This is a genomic window from Pedobacter nototheniae, from assembly GCF_004335085.1.
In the GTDB taxonomy this organism is placed as follows: Bacteria; Bacteroidota; Bacteroidia; order Sphingobacteriales; family Sphingobacteriaceae; genus Pedobacter; species Pedobacter nototheniae.
Genome location: NZ_RQRS01000020.1, coordinates 98,416 through 116,226, shown reverse-complemented (window position 1 = coordinate 116,226; position 17,811 = coordinate 98,416). Strand labels below are relative to the sequence as shown.

Sequence of the window (17,811 nt, the reverse complement as noted above, 5' to 3'; positions counted from 1 at the left end):
ACAAAATTACTCGGGTCACAAGGAAATTCGTGTTCAAAGAAAACCCTGCCACAAAAATGCTGCATATAAGGATTCATGATCCAGGCTTTTTCCAACGTCTCATCGCCCAAATTATACAAATGTTTCAGTAGCAAACAACCCACCATAAACCGAATCGGATGGCTCGGATTGCCCACTTTGGAATACAAGGGCGAAAATTCTTTCTCAAAATAATTCCAATCTATTTTTTCTGAAAGTAGAACAAGTTCATGCTCGTGGTCAATAAAATCCACCAACATTGGGCGGAATAATTCTGGCTTCTTTTCTGGATTTTTCCCCAACATATTTGCAAGGTTTTAAAGCTTTAAGATACAAATTCTTGCAATAAAAAACAAGCTATTTTAAACCCAAAATACTAATAATCAGTAAATTATAGGTGGTTTAAGGAGAGACTAATTAATACTCGCAATCAATAAAACGCAACAAGCGAGAAGAAGAAATAATTTTAATTGATCTATCTTGCCGCTAACGACCTTACCATTAGAAAATTCGGAATATAAATGATATTTTTTGAATGGAAATAAGAAGGCTTCATTATTAGTTTCAGGATCATTAAGCTTAATAAGCGCTCGTAATGATTTATCCGTTTGATCATAAGAAATTTTGTCTCTCAATTTGTAGATTGTTTGACAAGATATGGCACCCCATTCAAGTGTCCTAATTTGCTCATTAACAGATTCATCAAAAGCCCAGCTTTGAATAGCGTCAAATTGAAATGTCTCATTCTTTTCTATATCGCTGATTACAGCAGTTACAGTTAAAATTCTTGCGTTATTCCATTTTATACTTTTGCCTACAGGGTTTGAATTTCCAAACATTTTCTGTGCTGTGTTTTCTGTTAGAATTACGCCATCAGGAGTATTCAGAGCAGTTGACATGTTGCCACTTAAACAATGATATTGTAATATCTTCAAAAAATCCGGGTCCACCGAAATGGCATTCAAGCGGAAGTTTGATGCTTGATTACCAAATTGTGTACCAGGATGCCAATTAATTCTGGATGCATATTCTATACCGGGTATGCTTTCCTTGGCAGCAGGTGCAAGCTTACTTGGAGCATAGGCTAATGTACGCAACGTACCATTTGTCTTGCTATTAATCATCGAAATATAGATGCGATCCAAATCTTTAAATTTTGTATTAAAACTCCACTCGTAGCCGATGTACAATAACAGTAGTAAACAACAAGCTAACCCAATTGCGAGTCCACCGATATTGATGACTGATATCCATTTGTTTTTTAATAAGGAGCGCAACGCAATTTTAAAATTTAAAGAAAACATATTACGGGGTTTAAGCCACACAAGCGAAAATTTATGCCAACCTTAAAATAGATCACAAAATACTGAAAATCAAAATATTACAAGTCTAACCACTTTAAGTATTGTTCATATTCGGACAGAAATAGTGCGATTATGAACAGTGAGGATATATGGTTCAGCTGATAATATATCTAAAAAATCTTAAAAAAAAGCATAATAGTTGTGTCAGACTATTTAATCAGGTTGTCAATACTACCTACTAAATCCCTGTGACTGCTGCAACTTTTTACGCCTCCGTTTCTCAGCTTCCTCGACAGAATCTGTCTGTGAGGATTCGTAAGTAGGTTCCATCAAGATTTCAAATAGCCCAATGCTAGCATCTTTTGCAGTAGTCATCATATCGGCAACATTGGCAAAAACTCCATCTGAAATTCCTTTCGTCAAACTATCTATAATGATATTTTTTGAAATGTCAGTCGAGAGTTTGGAGATCATGTGCATCTGGGTTTTCTGTTCAGTAGTTCCGTTCTCCATAACATTTGCATATATAAACTTATCCTTCAGCCCTCTCTCGAATTTGAATAAATTATCAAATACTTCCTCACCAGACTGTTTAAATGCACTGCGGTTAAATTGCCCTAGCTTTGCAGAATGTTTTTCATTTCTTCCTTTCGAGGTATTTCGAGGACTAAGCTTAACTTTATTACTTAAATCTTTACGGCTCACAATCACTTGAACGTGCATTTGTTGTCCTTCTTTTCGATCCCCCTTTTGCTTTGTTCCATTTTTTACTTCTTTATCTGTATGCTTGTAATAACGATAGTTTTCAACCTTGCCAAACCATAAAAGATCGTTGTTGGTAATAATACCTGGCCTTTTGAAATTCTTAGCGTATTCGTCCATAACATTTACAGCAAATTCTTTGAGTTTCTCTTTTGCACCACTCTCTCCATATCGTTTAAAAAGATGTTCCAGCTCCTTTTGGCTTGGACTGATATTAATCAGGAAAAACTTACTGTCATCACGGCCAAGCTTTGCAATATTATTATCGATTTTTACACGGACTTCCTGTCTCCTAACGTCGTTTCTAATACCATTAAACCAGTTTTCATAACGCTGATCTAAGTTTTTTCCAGTTTTTAAATTATTCTCCTTTTCCAGATAATTGACCAAAGCTCCGCTACTGCCTTTGTTATTTCCCGTCTCAGATGCTGTGATGTTGATGTACATAGGCTAAATATTTTCAAGGGATTTTCTGACATGGCTTTGTAATTCCTCCTTTTTGGCAGCTGATACTGGCCATCCCAAAGATTCCCTCTGATTGATATAATAATTGAGTATCTCTCTAAAACTGGACTTCAGTTTACTTTTTTCATTGTGATACTGGTGAGTTCTGGAAATTTCCTTTTCCAGTTGCCCCATGCGGTTAGAAATTCCGTCACTTTTCTTTTCCTCTTTCTGTAGATGCTGCCAGATTATTTTGAAATATTCTGTATGCTCTTTAGCTATGATAGTGAGTCCTTTACTGTCAGTAAACATGGGTAACAGAAAATCCTTTTCCTGTTTTTTGAAAAATGATATTATCCTGCTTACTCCGTTTACCAGCTCTTTCTTAAGTAGCTCGTCGTTGAAATCGATCGGGTCTTTTTTTGTACCATAAAAATAATTGACCATCTGTATAACCACCAGTTTTTTCGGTCTCCCCAGTTTCAACGAGATTTTTTCCAGTTTTTCATCAGTTGCTTTTGGATATCGCACAGACTTAACATTGATATCTTCCATTACCTATCTCTTTAAAAGTTCTTCTCCAATCCAATATTAAGTTCCACTTCACTACCCAGCTTTGGATGCCATGAGGGTTTATATTTAATAAAACCACTTTCCTTCAAGTCCCTGATATTTTTGTGGTATGTTGAAACAGACTTTATCCTTGAAAACCGCATAAGCGTTTTTCTGCTTACATTAAATGGCAGTGTTGGATCCTGATAATTACAACATTGAACCAATGCAATTAATATGCTTAAATGCGTTGGAAAAAAATGTGGCTGTTGTGACGCATGCGCGAAGTATCTACGCAATCCTTCGTGGTACAAGTTTTCATCTTTCGTCATTTCATTTCCCCTCCATCATCTTTTCAATTTTTTCCCTACTGTAAAACATAGTTCCCCCAACCTTACGAAATGGCAAGTTGCCATTGATACGCAAATTCTGTAATGTACCAGGCGAAATATTTAGCATTTTCCTTACCTCAGCACTCCTTAACCATGATTTATTTGAGACACCACTATTAGTTTTTAATATATTTTTCATTTCATTCAGCATTTCTGTCTTGAACTGCTGCAGATCATCCATTGTAATGATGTCCATCCTCATAATTAGCTCCTTTCATTTTGATATATGCATCAATGCACATATACATATATTTTTACATTCAAATATTCGGTATACCTCAAAGTATACCGTTTACTGTTTCTATCGGCCTGAAAGGCCAACAAGTATCCCCGGAGGATACTTGAAACCCCTGTAGCGATAGCTCAGAGCAAGCAAGTAGGGCCACTGCCCAACTTCCGCTTGCTCAGCCCCCGAAAAGGGGACTGACTGCCTGAACCGCCTTTCTACCGCCAATCACCGCACCCTTGAAAGCGCCACAACCCTTTGGGTTGTCCCGAATTATCATGCTGTGCCAGTGATTTTTGTTACACATAAACCGTTGTTATGTGGATATATACCTATGTTGTTACATGGATACGTATCTGCTTAGCAACAGGATATATAGTTATGTTGGTGGTATGATACCGTTCGTTGGGGAATTAATTTCCTCCGCGGTTTTCTTCCTTCCCGATCTTACCCATTCTGATAGTTCCACCATGGAGAAATAAAGTCTCTTGCCCCGCTTGTTCACGGGGATTTCCTTCCGACTCACTTTGGTGTAAAGCGTGGGTACAGACAGGCGGAGAAATTCGGCAGCCTGTCTGATGGTCAATAAATCGTCTCGGGGATGTTGGGGATTTTGCGACCTATTTTCCAGCAGCAGGTCTTTAATACAATCTACCTTTTCGTGCAGTGTACTAATGGCCTGCGGTAGTTCTTCAAATGTGTACTTCATAAGCGGTATCTTTTGTTTTGATGCCGCAATGTTAGTGGCTTGTTTTGTAGGGTTACAACACGTTAAACCACATCCATACTGTTTCCCTACTAGTATTTACTGTTTTTTTTGTTTCGGACTGTTGGAACCAGAAAAGGAACTTTGTCTTTTATCCTTACCTCTAAAATCGGTGATTTGCAAACCTTGGTATCGGAAGATATTATCGCACTGAGCCAGCCCTCCGAATATTCGTTTACTTTTTCTCCGTTGCTATATAAGAAGTGTTTTAGAATCCATTTTTCAAGTTCTGCTTTATTGCATCCCACAATCAGGTTAGCTTCATAGAGCTGCTTAAAAGCATCTGCAAGCTTATTACTGTTTCCGTTGAAGATCAATTGGCTTGCAGGTTGTTCGTCCAATTTTATCAGTGCGGCAAGTTGGTTGAAATGTTCCTCTGAAAAATAAGTCCTTACAAGTTGCAAAAAGTTATCTATATACTGATGATTGAATTTTGGCCGACCCGCATCGGGATTATATGGGATTTTTGTTGGCTTCTCAGGCGTGACATCTTCAACTTGTTCTGGGTTTTTCTGCTTGGCCATCCATTCCTCGAACGTTTCACGGGGATTTAGAACTTCATCTACTTCGCTGATTAGCTCACTTAGGAACTTATCCCTGATCTTTAAAGTATCGTGCAGACTTTCCACAAACTCATCGCCAATGTAAATATCCTCATAATCCGATTGCAGGTTATTAACGATAAACAAGTAATCGAGTTGAATCGAAAATATGAAATTTCTGGGATATTCGGCTTTAAGTTCACCGTAATGTTGGTGGAAATTTGTCCATATGAGTTTAAACCTTTCTTTTAATTTTTTCAGCTGGTCAAATTCTCTTCTTAAACTGGTGTCATTAAGGGATACCAGATCAACTAATGCCATGTCTTTTAATACCCTGGTTTCACTCTTGTAGGTAAACGAATTATAATAATGGGTTTCGTGCGCAAGACTATAAGCTGGCTTATTCCCATCTTCTTTTATGGGGCTTTTTAATTCGGCTTTGGTAACGACAAGAAGATTAAAAGTCTGTATTTTGGTTAAAAATTGGATTAAGCCGGTCATTTCTTGAATGATTATTTCAATACTAAAATAGTAAAAATATATTCTGTAAATTTTACCTAAATATATCCCGTGTAGAACTGCTGGGTATGGACTGTACAGAGCAATTGCCAGTTGCTGTTAACTATTGCGTTAATGATTACAAAATGTTGTCTATTTGTAGATTTTATCAAATATGTTTTTTTTATAAAATTTTAAGATTGTACATTTTTTGCCTTGCCCGAGGATTTAGAAAAAAATAGTTGCGAGTTCAGCTTGACTTTTTCATTTCTAAATATACTATTGCTATATATGAATGTAATAAATTGTAGACACTGCGAAAAAGACTTCGGTTACGAGATAATTGAAGCAAATGGTATCGGAAATAAGGAAAAAGAAGAAATTAACTGTCCTTATTGCCGGGATGAGTATAGTTATATCATGACCAGCGGTTTGGTCAGAACGCATCGCATCCCGCGGGACTTTCCGACTTAGTATTTTTCGTCTTAATGGTGATGGCATATCTGTGATGGATATGCCATTTTTTTATAATTATTTGGCAGCTTCGGCTTGATCAGCTGGTAATGGCGCATTAGGGAGCTCAGAAACTAGCTTTAGTGCCAGTTCAAATCCTTTGAACATATATTCTAGCTGTTCTCTAAATAGTGCTGGATAGGCATCCTTTTCAGCCTGCAATTCTTCAATTTTTTTCTGGTCTTTACCGCCGTGTTCGAGTATGCCCCAATAATATTTTGCTTTCAGGGAGAAAGTATGGACGGTAGAATGACGTTCACCAAGCACTGGCCTTACTTTTTTTTTGTAAAGGTCCACTAATTCTTGAAAAGTAGCAGATTGATATTCGGCAGGAAAGTCCCGGATAATATTTGCCAGGTAGACATCTCCTTTTTGTTTGGTGTCAAAAAACAGATCGAGAAAATCTCCTATCCTATCCCAGTAGGCATAAAGGATTTGCAGACCATAACCAACATAGCGCAGATAAAGGTGATCTTCTTGGGTTTGAAGGTACGTGCCGTTTTCTTTAATTGCATTGTTAATTCTGGGATGCAGAAGTTCGATTATGGCGGTGGCATAGATAAAATCCATGCTGAGATAATTAAATTCGTCACCATGTTTAAAGTCTGAATAGGAATACGCCTTTACCGGCTGTTTCGACCGGGTAACGTCGGTAAAAGTGGTAAATACAGTTTTGCCGTTGACTTCGTATTCAGATAAGTTTTTTAGGCCGGAGTTTTGTATGTGGGCGATTACCTCATCATACCACGCGTATAAAGATTCCATTGTTAAAAGTTATGAATTTAATAGATGTATTTATTACAGCCTTGGTTTAGTTTACCGAACATTTTTATGAGTTAACAAAAAATTAATTTTGGCCGGCCGATGTACTTCGCTGACTGCTTATAGTTCTTTTTCTAATCAGGAACAGGCTTTGCTGCTTAAAAAGGGTAACAGGGATGCTTTTGCCGAGATTTATAACCGTAATAAATATTGGCTGTATATTCATGAGTCAACGATTTATGTTATGCTTGCCAATTTTTGATTTAAACCTAATCATCTTTATGCTCAGTCTTTTCTAGCTCACTCACTATCTCTCTGAAACTTGCCAATCCTGCCTCGATGTTATCAATAATCTCCAGTGCCAAAACATCAGGGTCAGGCAGATTATCCAAATCAGTTAAACTTTGGTCTTTGACCCAAAAGATATCCAAACTGGTTTTATCGCGGACAATGATTTCATCATAACTGTATTTTCTCCAGCGACCGTCGGGGTTTTCTTCGCTCCAGGTTTCCTTTCGCTTATTGATGTTTGCAGCATGATAGCATTCTACAAAGTCTGATAAGTCAGATTCTGCTAACGGTTTTTTCTTTAGGGTGTGATGAACGTTGGTTCTATAGTCATAAAACCAGACTTCTTTTGTCCATGCCTCTTTATTGGCGGGTTTATTATTGAAGAACAATATATTGGCTTTTACACCATTGGCGTAGAAAATACCTGTTGGCAAACGTAGAATCGTATGCAGTTCTGTTGTTTTTAATAATTGCTTTCTGATTTCCTCTCCAGCTCCACCTTCAAACAAAACATTGTCTGGTAAAACAACTGCTGCTTCGCCATCAATTTTCATCAATGACTTAATATGCTGCAAAAAGTTAAGTTGTTTGTTGCTGGTAGTTTCCCAAAAATCCTGCCGATTGTAACTGATGTCTTCTTTCTCAATATCCCCATCTTCATTAGTAACCGTCATACCACTTTTTTTACCAAATGGCGGATTGGCTAAAATATAATCGTATGTCTGGCTTTCAGCGGCAATCAATGCATCATTAGATTTTACCAATGGCTCTGCGTCTATTTCACCGATACCGTGGAGATACAAATTCATCAGACACATTCTACGAGTGCTGGATACAATTTCGTTGCCGTGAAAAGTACTGTTCTTTAAGAACATCTTTTCGTCTTTATTCAATTTATTATTTTCGGTCAACCAGTCGTACGCTGCCAAAAAGAAACCGCCAGAACCGCAAGCCGGATCTATAACCGTTTTCATAGGTTTTGGCTTTATACAGGCTACCATTGTTCTAATTAATGCTCTTGGCGTAAAATATTGTCCTGCTCCGGATTTGGTATCTTCTGCATTCTTTTCAAGCAAACCTTCATAGATGGTTCCTTTCACATCGGCACCCATCATGCTCCAGTCTTCTTTGCCAATCATTGTGATGATACGCTGCAGATTAGACGGATCCTGTATTTTGTTTTGGCTTTTTACATAGATTTGTCCCAACATCCCTTTTTCTGTCCCGAGTGAACGCAATGCCTGAATATAAAAAGACTCCAGTTCTGCACCGTTCTTTGAAGTTAAATTCTCCCACGAACAAACTTCTGCGCTTTCTACTTCTTTGCCTTCTACATCTTTCAGTCTTGGTAATTTAAGGTTTCTGTTATAAGGCGGTTTATTTAACTCATCCACCATTTTAAGAAATAGTAGATAGGTAATCTGCTCCAAATAGTCTCCGTAACCAACGCCGTCGTGGCGCATTACATTCGCCAGATTCCATATTTTTGATACTATTGCTGCTTCTGTCATTATATTTATTTTTTTGTCAATCTACAGGTTGACAGTATGTTATTTTCGTCAACTTACACATTTACTATACTTTTAACCTTGTGCATCAATCTCATTTTTTAGTGCCTCATTACTTGTCTTTTAGCGCATCAATATTATTTCTTAGCGCATCACTGATATCATAAACTCGAAACTTATCTGAACCTGATAATTTTAACAAATGCAAAGTATTCAATAGCAATAAATCTCTCTGTATAGTAGCTCTAGAACTATCAAAATGAATTACAATTGCCTTTAGAGGAACAGCCTCATTAACATAAAGTAGATTAACAATAGCACAAAGTCTATCTTTTACTGCATCACTTACTGCATCACCTACTGCATCACCTACAATATTATTCACTGCATCACGTACTGCATCGTCAAAGCCAACAGTAAGTTTATAATGATCATTAGCTTCTATCGTACTTCCTTCTGGAGCATAAAAAGCAAGTATTACTTCATTATTCTTTATTGTCCATTTAGGTTCTTTCATTCCTACTTTTTTACAATCTTCCATGATCTTGATGGTACCTCTGCCCAATTTATCTATATAGCCCATCAGAAAGATAATGTGTGCAATATCTGGGTTGGCAGGAAACGAACGATGATTTTTTTTGAGGTCTGCCACTTTCAATTCTTGAGGCAGATGACCGCTATTGGCTATCACAAAAGCATTAGCATCAACAGAAATAGTTAAATGGCTGTTGAAATGACTATAATCTCTATGGATAAGCGCATTGATAATGCCTTCTTGTAAAGCTTTTTCGGGATATTTAAAATCGATTCGACGCCATTCTGATTCTGCAAAAATACTTCGTGTTCCCATATTATCTACATATTGCTCTAACTGGTCTCTTAATTTAAATAAGTTACCCTCAAAAACATCATCACGCAATAAAGCCTTATCCGTTTTACCTTCGGCATATTCTGTTATTCGAACTCGTGTTTGAGGGAAATATTTTAAAGGGTTCAATGCAAACAATATAACGCAGGCATTCGTAAACGAGCCATTATTAAACAGACCATAGTGATTCAGAAATTCAAGTGCTTCTTCTCCTCTATAAGTGCTTCTTCCATTGCTTTGTGCTTTGCGCATCACTTTCAGAATTAGTTTCTCATCCAAATCTTCCCAATCTACGCCAAAAGTTACCTGACGCTCCCAATGCAATTCATTTTTCCTGCGCTCCAACAACAACTTAGCTATATCTGTGGCACTTGCTTCAACAGTTTCCTTACCTTTTCTGAAATAGATAATACCATTACAAATATAAGGTTGCTTGCTGCCCTCAGATACTTTTAGTAACAGTATTTTTTTATCATCAATGTCTTCTTCTATTATTTCTATCGGGCTTTCCGGAGTTATTTTTTGACTCAGTTGGTTGCGCATCTCATCAATTAAATAAAATGTATTGACGCCTATAATTTGCTTGTCAGGTGCAACACCTAACAATAAGTTGCCGCCTTTTTGATTGATAAATCCTGAAAGAACGGTGGCAATTTTATCTAAATCGAAAGAAGCTAAAAACGCGAGCGTTTCATTTTCTCCTTTATTGATTAAATGAAGTAATTTGTTATTTTCCATCTTTCAGTGCTTTTAAATCGCTTCTAAATCTTGCTACATCTTCAAATTGTGTGCGAATAAAATCTGCACCATCCACTTCGTATTTGGTAAACTCCTGCGCCCAGATTCTTTTATCTAATGGCTTACCATCACCTATAGCCAGATTGTACATGTCTATTACTTTTAAGCTGTCCAAAACGGTTGTCTTTTTATCTAATTTAAAGCCATTCCTATTCCCTTTATCATCATACATAAACTGCTTTAACAATGTGCGTAAAAATGGAATGTGTGCATGTGCTAAAAAGCCTCGCGGTTTGTTTAATGCTACTGCCTTTTCAAATTCTTTATGCGTGATGCCTGAACCATAATAAGGAAATATAATCCCTAAAAAGAAATCACACTCTTCAACTGCTGCAAGACAAGATTCTTCGGGAGATTTGCCTGGAATATTATAAACGGTTCCTTTGTGGGAACACAATACCCTATATCCGTAACCAGTTAAGATAGCATACAAACTCTCTATGTTATGCTGATTACCATACACCGATGATGACAACATGATTTTGATGGGTGGATCTGCTGGCATAGGCTTACATTTTTAAGTTGCTATTGTTCTTCTTACATTTCATTATTCTGAATTCGGGTAAGTTTTTTTACTTCTTCTTTTTCGGGAAAGGAACTACTGCTCCATAACCTGTTGGTATTATCTCATTTTTGCGCATCCATTCAATCGCTTTGAAAAAGCGTTCTCTTGCAATCTTTAACTTTCGTTCTGACCAGTTTTCTCTTGATTCATAAACTATTTCCTCGCCGGATGGAGTTGCATTTCCACTAAGAATCAGATTATTCCATCCTGCGTAAGTGGTGGCGATAATTTCTGAGGCTTCTAAATTAAAATTTAAAAACAAAGCAATTAAATCATCCAATTGCTTATTCTTATCATCTGAAAGCACAGACTGAAATTTCTCAATGGCCTTGTCTGAATTTTTTGCCGAAGAATAGGAATAGCCAATATCTTTCTTTTGTATAGCAAAATAGTTAGCCATTTTTGCACGGTGTTCTATTTTCTTCAAGTGCGGATAATCATCCGGACCTGCAGCGTCTTTTACAGGTTGCCTGCCTAATGGAATCTGCAAATGGTATTCAACCAAATGCGCAATCTTTTCACATTTGATGTGAGTTAAGTTGTCAATTGATGCGGGATTCTCTTCGTGAATTTTAATCACTTTAGCTATTAAACCTGCGTGAGTATCTGCTGATACTTTTACAACCGTAGTTTCTGTTTTAGCCACAACTAAAGGTTGAGCCAATTCTTTTTTACTTGGTTTAGCCTTTGCTTTGTTCTGCTCCGCTTTTATCCGCTCCAGCAACACACTTGCAGGTTCATAATCCACTGCTAATTTGCATACTGCCAATTCTTGTGCAGTCAATAAATTACCTTCAAATGCTTTTTTAAGAATGCTTTGGCGCAAAGCTTCTGCTTTCTCTAAACTTTCTTTTATGTTTTGTTCTATGGAATCACAAACGGATAGCTTAGTTTCTATGTCAAGAACAATTTTTCTTTGTTGGCTATCATCTAAAGGATAACGTATGATTAAATCTCTTACCTTTTGAATACCAAAAGCCGCTTGCGTTGTAGCTTTTTTTCCAGAATTAAATTGCTGTTCAATATTTGAGGATTTAAAATAATAATAGAGATAATTAGAATTTATTTTTCTTGGTTGTATCAAAACAACATTTGCTGAAAGCGTATAATTTTGAGGCAAGTGGACTTTTACCGGATTTCCTATCGTTCCTATTTTGCCTATTATAAAATCATTTTCTAAAATAGTATAACGGTTTAAATGTTCCTGCAAGACGTTCTTTGATACTAACCTTGCTTTAGAAAGTTCAAGCTTATTGCCAACAATATCTTTTATACTTACATAAGGAATTCCATTAGCATCAACGGGTGGCGTTCTATGACTTGGTTGAGGGTCAATTGCATCACCCAATTCTTTAAACTTTACTTCTACAAATTCCCCCTCAAAAGCCTTTTTCAAAACCGCTTGCCTGTAAATTTTCAATTGCTGTTGTGCTTTTTTTAAATCGGTAACACCGGCATTTAAACTGCTCAATAAACTTTCTAATTTTTTAACTATGGCTCGTTGTTCGGGAAAAGGAGGAATACTGACAATTACTTTTGCTACAAGTTCGCTGTTTAGATTTCTAACCGTAGAGCCAGTAGCAAGTTTGTCAAACTGACTATAGACATTTGGTGAGCTTAAGGAATAATAAAGAAAATCAGTATCAAAAATAGAATTTGGATTTCGTAAAGCCAACCAACCATCGTGTATTGCACCTTTTATTCCCATAATAAATGGTCTTCCAAAACTCATCGAATTTGACAAAACAAAATCTCCAGGTTCAACTATTCTCGTCTTTTTCAAACCTTCTACTTTAATCTTTTCTTCAGTAGAAGTAATATATTTTGAACCTTTTAGTGTGTCTCCAATTTTAATCCAATTTATCCCACTTGGTTCCTTTGTAATGAATTCCTTTATCGGTCTAGGCGAACCACCTCTCTCAATTAATAATATTTCGCCTATTTTAGCTTCTATCCAATCTTCTCTCATTATGCAGCTAACGCTTCATTTAATTCATTAATAATACTATCCATTTCGTTACCAAATAATTGGTACATCTTTCCTCTTCCGCCTTTGCTGTCAAACGGGTTATAATCTAAATCATCCAGCTCAATATGGTAAGAACTTACAATGTGGTCTTTTATCATTCGCAGCCAGTCCATTTGCTCCGTGCTAAAGCGGTTGTGCTGTCCGGCATTTTGTGCAAATATCCAACGCTTAAAATTCTCGTCGATGGTTTTATCAAAAGGCTTCAGTTCTTCATCTATGCCACACACTTTTCTAATCAAAGAAATCAATGCCGTCAGTTCATCTTTCGGGCAATCGCTTTTCACTTCTTCTAAACCTGCATAGGCATTCCAAACGTGAGCCGGAGCCAACAGCGGTTTTTCCAGTTTCAGTTTATCCATTACTTCTTTTATCATTTTAAAAGTAATGTTACGGCGGTTATAAGGCTGGTCGTAGAAAATACTCAGCGCCTGTATCTCGTCTTTATTGGCTTTCAGGTATTCGCTGAAATCGTTAATCAGGGCTTTGGCTTTGTCCACCGATTCTGTGTCCCATTCTGCTTTGCTCACTTCATCCAGATTGATATGGTCAATAATCTGGTCGTGCTGTTTACGCACATTATCAATATGGTCGTTCAGTTTTCCATTAAAGGTGAGTGATGCTGTTCTCATCAAGGCTTCCTGCGCTTCTGCTTTGGCTTCTGCTTCTTTAGCAGGCGTACGTTCATTAATTGGTATTTGTGCGATGATGGCATTTGCTTTATCGGCAATGACATCGGCATCAAAAGCTTCAATCAGTTCGCGGGTCATCTGCTTTAAGCTTTTCCCTTTTGCCAATTCCTGTATCTTCTCTTTTTCGTCATCGGTCAGTTGTTTTTCCAGACGGATAAGTCGGTTTGCCAATGAAAGATACACGTCTTCTTCCTGCACACCCATTGTTACGGCCTGCAACAAATCTTTCAAGGGAATAGTTGGCTGTCGCTCCAGCGGACGGCTGTCGGTCTTTTTAGATTTGGTTGCACCTACTGCATCTACAATCACGAAGTGTGTTTTAGCATCGGCAGTTTTGGTCACCAGTTTTAATTTATCGGCAGAAATGGTACGGGTACCACGTCCTTTCATCTGTTCAAAATAATTTATGCTTCTCACATCCCGCATAAACAGCAAAACCTCCAAAGGTTTCACATCGGTTCCGGTTGCAATCATATCAACCGTTACGGCAATACGTGGATAGTAGTCGTTTCTAAAACGGTTCAGCACCGATTTTGGGTCTTCTTCTATTTTATAAGTTACCTTTTTACAGAAGTCATTGCCTTCTTCAAATACTTCTCTGATGATGTTGATAATGTCATCTGCGTGGCTGTCGGTTTTGGCAAAAACCAAAGTTTTAGGCACTTCATATTCACCATTTTCATCAAAACGATTGGGAAAAATATCTTTCCTCAAAGCATCTCTATAAGCCGTAATTATCGTTCTGATTTGGCTGATGTTGACTACCTTTTTATCTAAATCATTTCGCAGATAAGCGGTGTCTTCATCTTCCTGTTGCCAGCGTTTGGCTCTGGAAAGTTTATCTCTTCTATCCACAAACCAGCCTTTTTCAATCAAAGCGCCTTTGGTGGAAATATCAGTTTCTATTAAATAGACATCGTAAGGAACGTTCACGCCGTCAATCACCGATTCTTCATATGTATATTGGCTGACTACATTTTCATTAAAGAAACCAAAAGTTCTTTTATCGGGCGTTGCAGTTAAGCCGACCAAAAAAGCATCGTAATAATCTAACACCTGTTTCCAAAGGTTGTAGATAGAACGGTGGCATTCATCAATAATGATAAAATCAAACTGCTCAATGGGAACTTTTGGATTGTAGGCAACCGGAATGGCATCTTTTTTTGCCAAATGTTTTTCTATCCACGATGAATTTTCATTGGGATTGATTACATCTTCATCCTCCTCCATTTCTTCGCCCTGTAAAATAGAATACATCCGCTGAATCGTAGAAATACAAACCTGACTTTCATCAGCGATATAGCTCGAAGTCAATCTTTGTACGTTATACAACTCTGTAAACTTGCGGTTATCATCCTGTGGCTGATACGCTCTGAACTCCTGCTCGGCTTGCTCTCCTAAGTTTTTGGTATCCACTAAAAACAGAATGCGTTTAGCTTTTGCAAATTTCAGTAAGCGGTAAATAAAAGTAGCCGCGGTAAAGGTTTTACCTGCACCAGTCGCCATTTGAATTAATGCTTTTGGCCGGTTGCCTTTAAAAGATTTCTCCAAATTATTAATGGCAATAATCTGCGCCGGACGCAAATTCGTTTCATCCAATACGGGATAATCAGCAAACCTTCCTCTTAAACTTTTGTCTCTCTTCGACCATTCCAATAAAGTCTCCGGCTTATGAAAACTGAAAACATTTCTGCCCCGAGGCTTTGGGTCGGTATAATCGGTAAATCGGGTAACAACACCCGTGCTTTCGTAAATGTATTGTAATCCTTCTGTATTCTTGAAAAACTTGAGGTCAGCCGTTGCATATTCTTTTGACTGTTCTTCAACAACGGTAAGCCGATGCCCTTCATCTTCCTTTTTGGCTTCTATCAATCCCAAAGGTTTTTGATTGACAAACAGGACATAATCAGCAGGACCAACACTGGTTTGGTATTCACGAATAGCCACACCCAATCCAACACTGAAATCAATATTATTCTTTGATTGCACGTGCCAGCCAGCCTGTTGCAGCATTGCATCGATCTGGTCGCGGGCTTTTTGTTCAGGATTTTGGTTGAGTTCGTTCGGCATTTAATTGTTAATGCGGTTTAGAATGTTGCAATTTAGTAATTTATATACTCAGCTTTTAGTTTTCATAGAGATTTTCTCTAATCGTCAGATACACTGTATTATCAAATAAGATTATAATAATATTGATATTTCTAATATTTCCATGTATATTCGAATATAGCAATTGCAGCGAAAACGTATTAAAAAATTAGTGAGTAATTCAATGAGTAGAATTACTGAACAGCCTCAAATACTATTTAACCGTCGATTTTTGCACTAGGTGCAAATCCCAGCGGGATCACAGAAAGCCTTACAGAAATGTAAGGCTTTTTTGTTTTAAAGATATTCTTGAAAACTTGTCCTAAGTTGAGAAAATAAACTAAGAATGTTTACCCTCCCATCATGTGTATCATATTTGCAATTGCGTTAGGGCTATGCAATGATTCTGTTTGATCTAAAGTAATTTGACCTATTTCTGCAAATCTTAGATTCATCTGTTTCTCGTAATGCGCTATAGCAGTTTTCAAATCTGAAAATGATTCGTCTGTTAAACAAATGCTTAGTTCAAGAGCATCGAGCATTGCCATATTTACCCCTTCACCTGCATATGGGGGCATTAAATGTGCGGCATCTCCTAACATGGTTAAATTTGATTTTGCTTCCCAAGTTTGATCCAATGGCATACAATACTGCGGACGAAGCGTAAAAGTGTAAGCTTTTTCAAACAGTTCTACCCACATTCTATCCCATGAAGGAAAAGTTTCCTTAAACCAAATTAAAACTTCATCCTTATTTGTAAAGTCAATCCCACAGTTGCGAAACCAATCTTCTTCTTTTTTAAAACCAACATAAAACGCTAAACTCCCATCCCCTTTAGAACCGACAATTAAAGACTTTTCATCACCAAAAGCGAAAATTTTACCTCCGTTCAGTAACTTATAAATATTTGGAAGCGCTGTTTCTGCATCTTTCACTCCACCTTCAACAACAGTTAATCCTGAATAAAAAGATTTGATAGATGTTATAAGCGGTCGTATTTTAGAATTTGCACCATCTGCAGCAATTACAAAATCAGCGTAAGCTATTGTTCCGTTCTTAAATTCTAATTTCCAAACACCATCATTTTCTTTCATTGAAATAAAATGACTATCCCAAACAACGGTATTTTCTTGCAAAGAATCCAATAATATTTCACGAAGTGGCCCCCTATCAATTTCTGGTCGACCTAAATCACCTTCTTCCATTGCTTCATCGTCTAATAAAATATTGCCCTTCTCATCCATAATTCTGGTAGAATCTGCTCCTGGTCGATAATTAGACATAAAAGCATCCATTAAGCCTGCTGCAGTTAAAGCTTTCAATCCTGATTCTTCATGTAAATCGAGTGTTGCTCCTTGCACGCGAACATCTTTATTAAAATCTCTCTCATAAACTTTTACATCAGCACCTTTAAGTTGCAAAAGTCTTGCAAGGGTTAGCCCACCCGGGCCACCGCCAACGATTGCTATATTTTTATCTTTTATATTTTTCATTTTATTTAGTATTTATTTAGTGAAGCTTTTATAACCATTTCGCAACACTCCATAATTATTTCTTCTGTGATAATTTGTTTTGGTCTATCTATATGTTCGAAATATTCATTTATTAAATCCAAAATTGGTGCAAAAAGCATCGCCCTGTGTACCTCTAAAGGAAAAGTTTTAATTAATCCTTTTGCTTCATTTAGTTTAGTAAAACGATGAATTGGAGCAAAAAACTGCCCTTGAATTATATTTTTATCTTTAAAGGCTTTGTTTAGCAGCGGCGAAGACTTGCCATATTGCATTAAAGCAAATGATGCTTGGTTATTTTTAAAAAAATGAAATGCATTACGCCACATCAACTTTACACCTAGTGCAAAATCCATCGTTTCATCAAAATTTTCCAAAACTGCTTTTTCATAAGCAGTCAAAACCTCTTCAATAAATAACTTTATGAGTAAGTCATCCTTATTCTCATACTTAATATAAATGGTACGTGGGGATATATTTGCAGCTTTTGCCAATTTCTGCATCGATAAATTCTCTAATCCTTCTTCTAAAATAATTTGGAGCGCAATAGTTTTAATCGCTTGCTCCATCTCTATGTTTTTTGGCCTCATTATATTTAAACTAAAATAATAATCAAAAGTAAATAAACATTTACTTATAAAAAAATAATTGTGTTTTATTTGACTTATTTAAAACAACTGATCTT

At 36.9% G+C, this 17,811-nt stretch carries 15 protein-coding genes; all 15 read right to left on the bottom strand.

The features are described 5' to 3' along the window. A partial coding sequence (locus EHC72_RS16925; protein ID WP_131538897.1) for a transposase occupies positions 1–323 on the bottom strand: 323 nt, incomplete at its 3' end. A gap of 108 nt (positions 324–431) precedes the next feature. Beyond that, entirely contained in the window at positions 432–1,322 is an 891-nt protein-coding gene (locus tag EHC72_RS16920) for an ABC transporter permease (protein WP_131538896.1), read from the bottom strand. Positions 1,323–1,553: 231 nt separating this feature from the next. After that, positions 1,554–2,531 (bottom strand): DUF5712 family protein, encoded by a 978-nt coding sequence (locus EHC72_RS16915; RefSeq protein ID WP_131538895.1) that lies wholly within the window; start codon positions 2,529–2,531, stop codon positions 1,554–1,556. Between the two features lie 3 nt (positions 2,532–2,534). Continuing rightward, positions 2,535–3,083 carry a BfmA/BtgA family mobilization protein gene (locus tag EHC72_RS16910; RefSeq protein WP_131538894.1) on the bottom strand — a complete coding sequence of 183 codons (549 nt, stop codon included), beginning with the start codon at positions 3,081–3,083 and terminating at the stop codon, positions 2,535–2,537. 330 nt (positions 3,084–3,413) lie between these two features. Then, a complete protein-coding gene (locus EHC72_RS16905; protein WP_131538893.1) occupies positions 3,414–3,674 on the bottom strand; it encodes a helix-turn-helix domain-containing protein in 261 nt (86 codons plus the stop codon). A gap of 403 nt (positions 3,675–4,077) precedes the next feature. Beyond that, on the bottom strand, positions 4,078–4,407 hold the full coding sequence (locus EHC72_RS16900) for a helix-turn-helix domain-containing protein (RefSeq protein ID WP_131538892.1): 330 nt from the start codon (positions 4,405–4,407) through the stop codon (positions 4,078–4,080). An 89-nt stretch (positions 4,408–4,496) separates the two neighbouring features. Then, complete coding sequence (locus EHC72_RS16895) at positions 4,497–5,507, bottom strand: hypothetical protein (RefSeq protein ID WP_131538891.1); 1,011 nt, start codon at positions 5,505–5,507, stop codon at positions 4,497–4,499. Positions 5,508–6,035: 528 nt separating this feature from the next. Beyond that, positions 6,036–6,782 carry a Cthe_2314 family HEPN domain-containing protein gene (locus EHC72_RS16890; protein WP_131538890.1) on the bottom strand — a complete coding sequence of 249 codons (747 nt, stop codon included), beginning with the start codon at positions 6,780–6,782 and terminating at the stop codon, positions 6,036–6,038. Positions 6,783–7,048: 266 nt separating this feature from the next. Continuing rightward, the gene (locus EHC72_RS16885; RefSeq protein ID WP_131538889.1) at positions 7,049–8,581 is read right to left on the bottom strand and encodes a class I SAM-dependent DNA methyltransferase; all 1,533 of its coding nucleotides are present in this window, start codon (positions 8,579–8,581) and stop codon (positions 7,049–7,051) included. A 109-nt stretch (positions 8,582–8,690) separates the two neighbouring features. Next, positions 8,691–10,184, bottom strand: coding sequence for an RNA-binding domain-containing protein (locus EHC72_RS16880; protein WP_131538888.1), 1,494 nt, complete (start codon positions 10,182–10,184; stop codon positions 8,691–8,693). Continuing rightward, a complete protein-coding gene (locus EHC72_RS16875) occupies positions 10,174–10,749 on the bottom strand; it encodes a DUF4062 domain-containing protein (RefSeq protein ID WP_131538887.1) in 576 nt (191 codons plus the stop codon). The genes EHC72_RS16880 and EHC72_RS16875 overlap by 11 nt, the downstream gene beginning before the upstream one ends. A gap of 67 nt (positions 10,750–10,816) precedes the next feature. Next, the gene (locus EHC72_RS16870) at positions 10,817–12,778 is read right to left on the bottom strand and encodes a restriction endonuclease subunit S (RefSeq protein ID WP_131538886.1); all 1,962 of its coding nucleotides are present in this window, start codon (positions 12,776–12,778) and stop codon (positions 10,817–10,819) included. Continuing rightward, positions 12,778–15,597 carry a type I restriction endonuclease subunit R gene (locus EHC72_RS16865; protein WP_131538885.1) on the bottom strand — a complete coding sequence of 940 codons (2,820 nt, stop codon included), beginning with the start codon at positions 15,595–15,597 and terminating at the stop codon, positions 12,778–12,780. Before EHC72_RS16865 ends, EHC72_RS16870 begins: the two co-directional genes overlap by 1 nt. 368 nt (positions 15,598–15,965) lie before the next feature. After that, positions 15,966–17,108, bottom strand: coding sequence for an FAD-dependent oxidoreductase (locus EHC72_RS16860; protein WP_131538884.1), 1,143 nt, complete (start codon positions 17,106–17,108; stop codon positions 15,966–15,968). A gap of 5 nt (positions 17,109–17,113) precedes the next feature. After that, positions 17,114–17,716 (bottom strand): TetR/AcrR family transcriptional regulator, encoded by a 603-nt coding sequence (locus EHC72_RS16855; protein ID WP_131538883.1) that lies wholly within the window; start codon positions 17,714–17,716, stop codon positions 17,114–17,116. Positions 17,717–17,811: the final 95 nt, after the last annotated feature.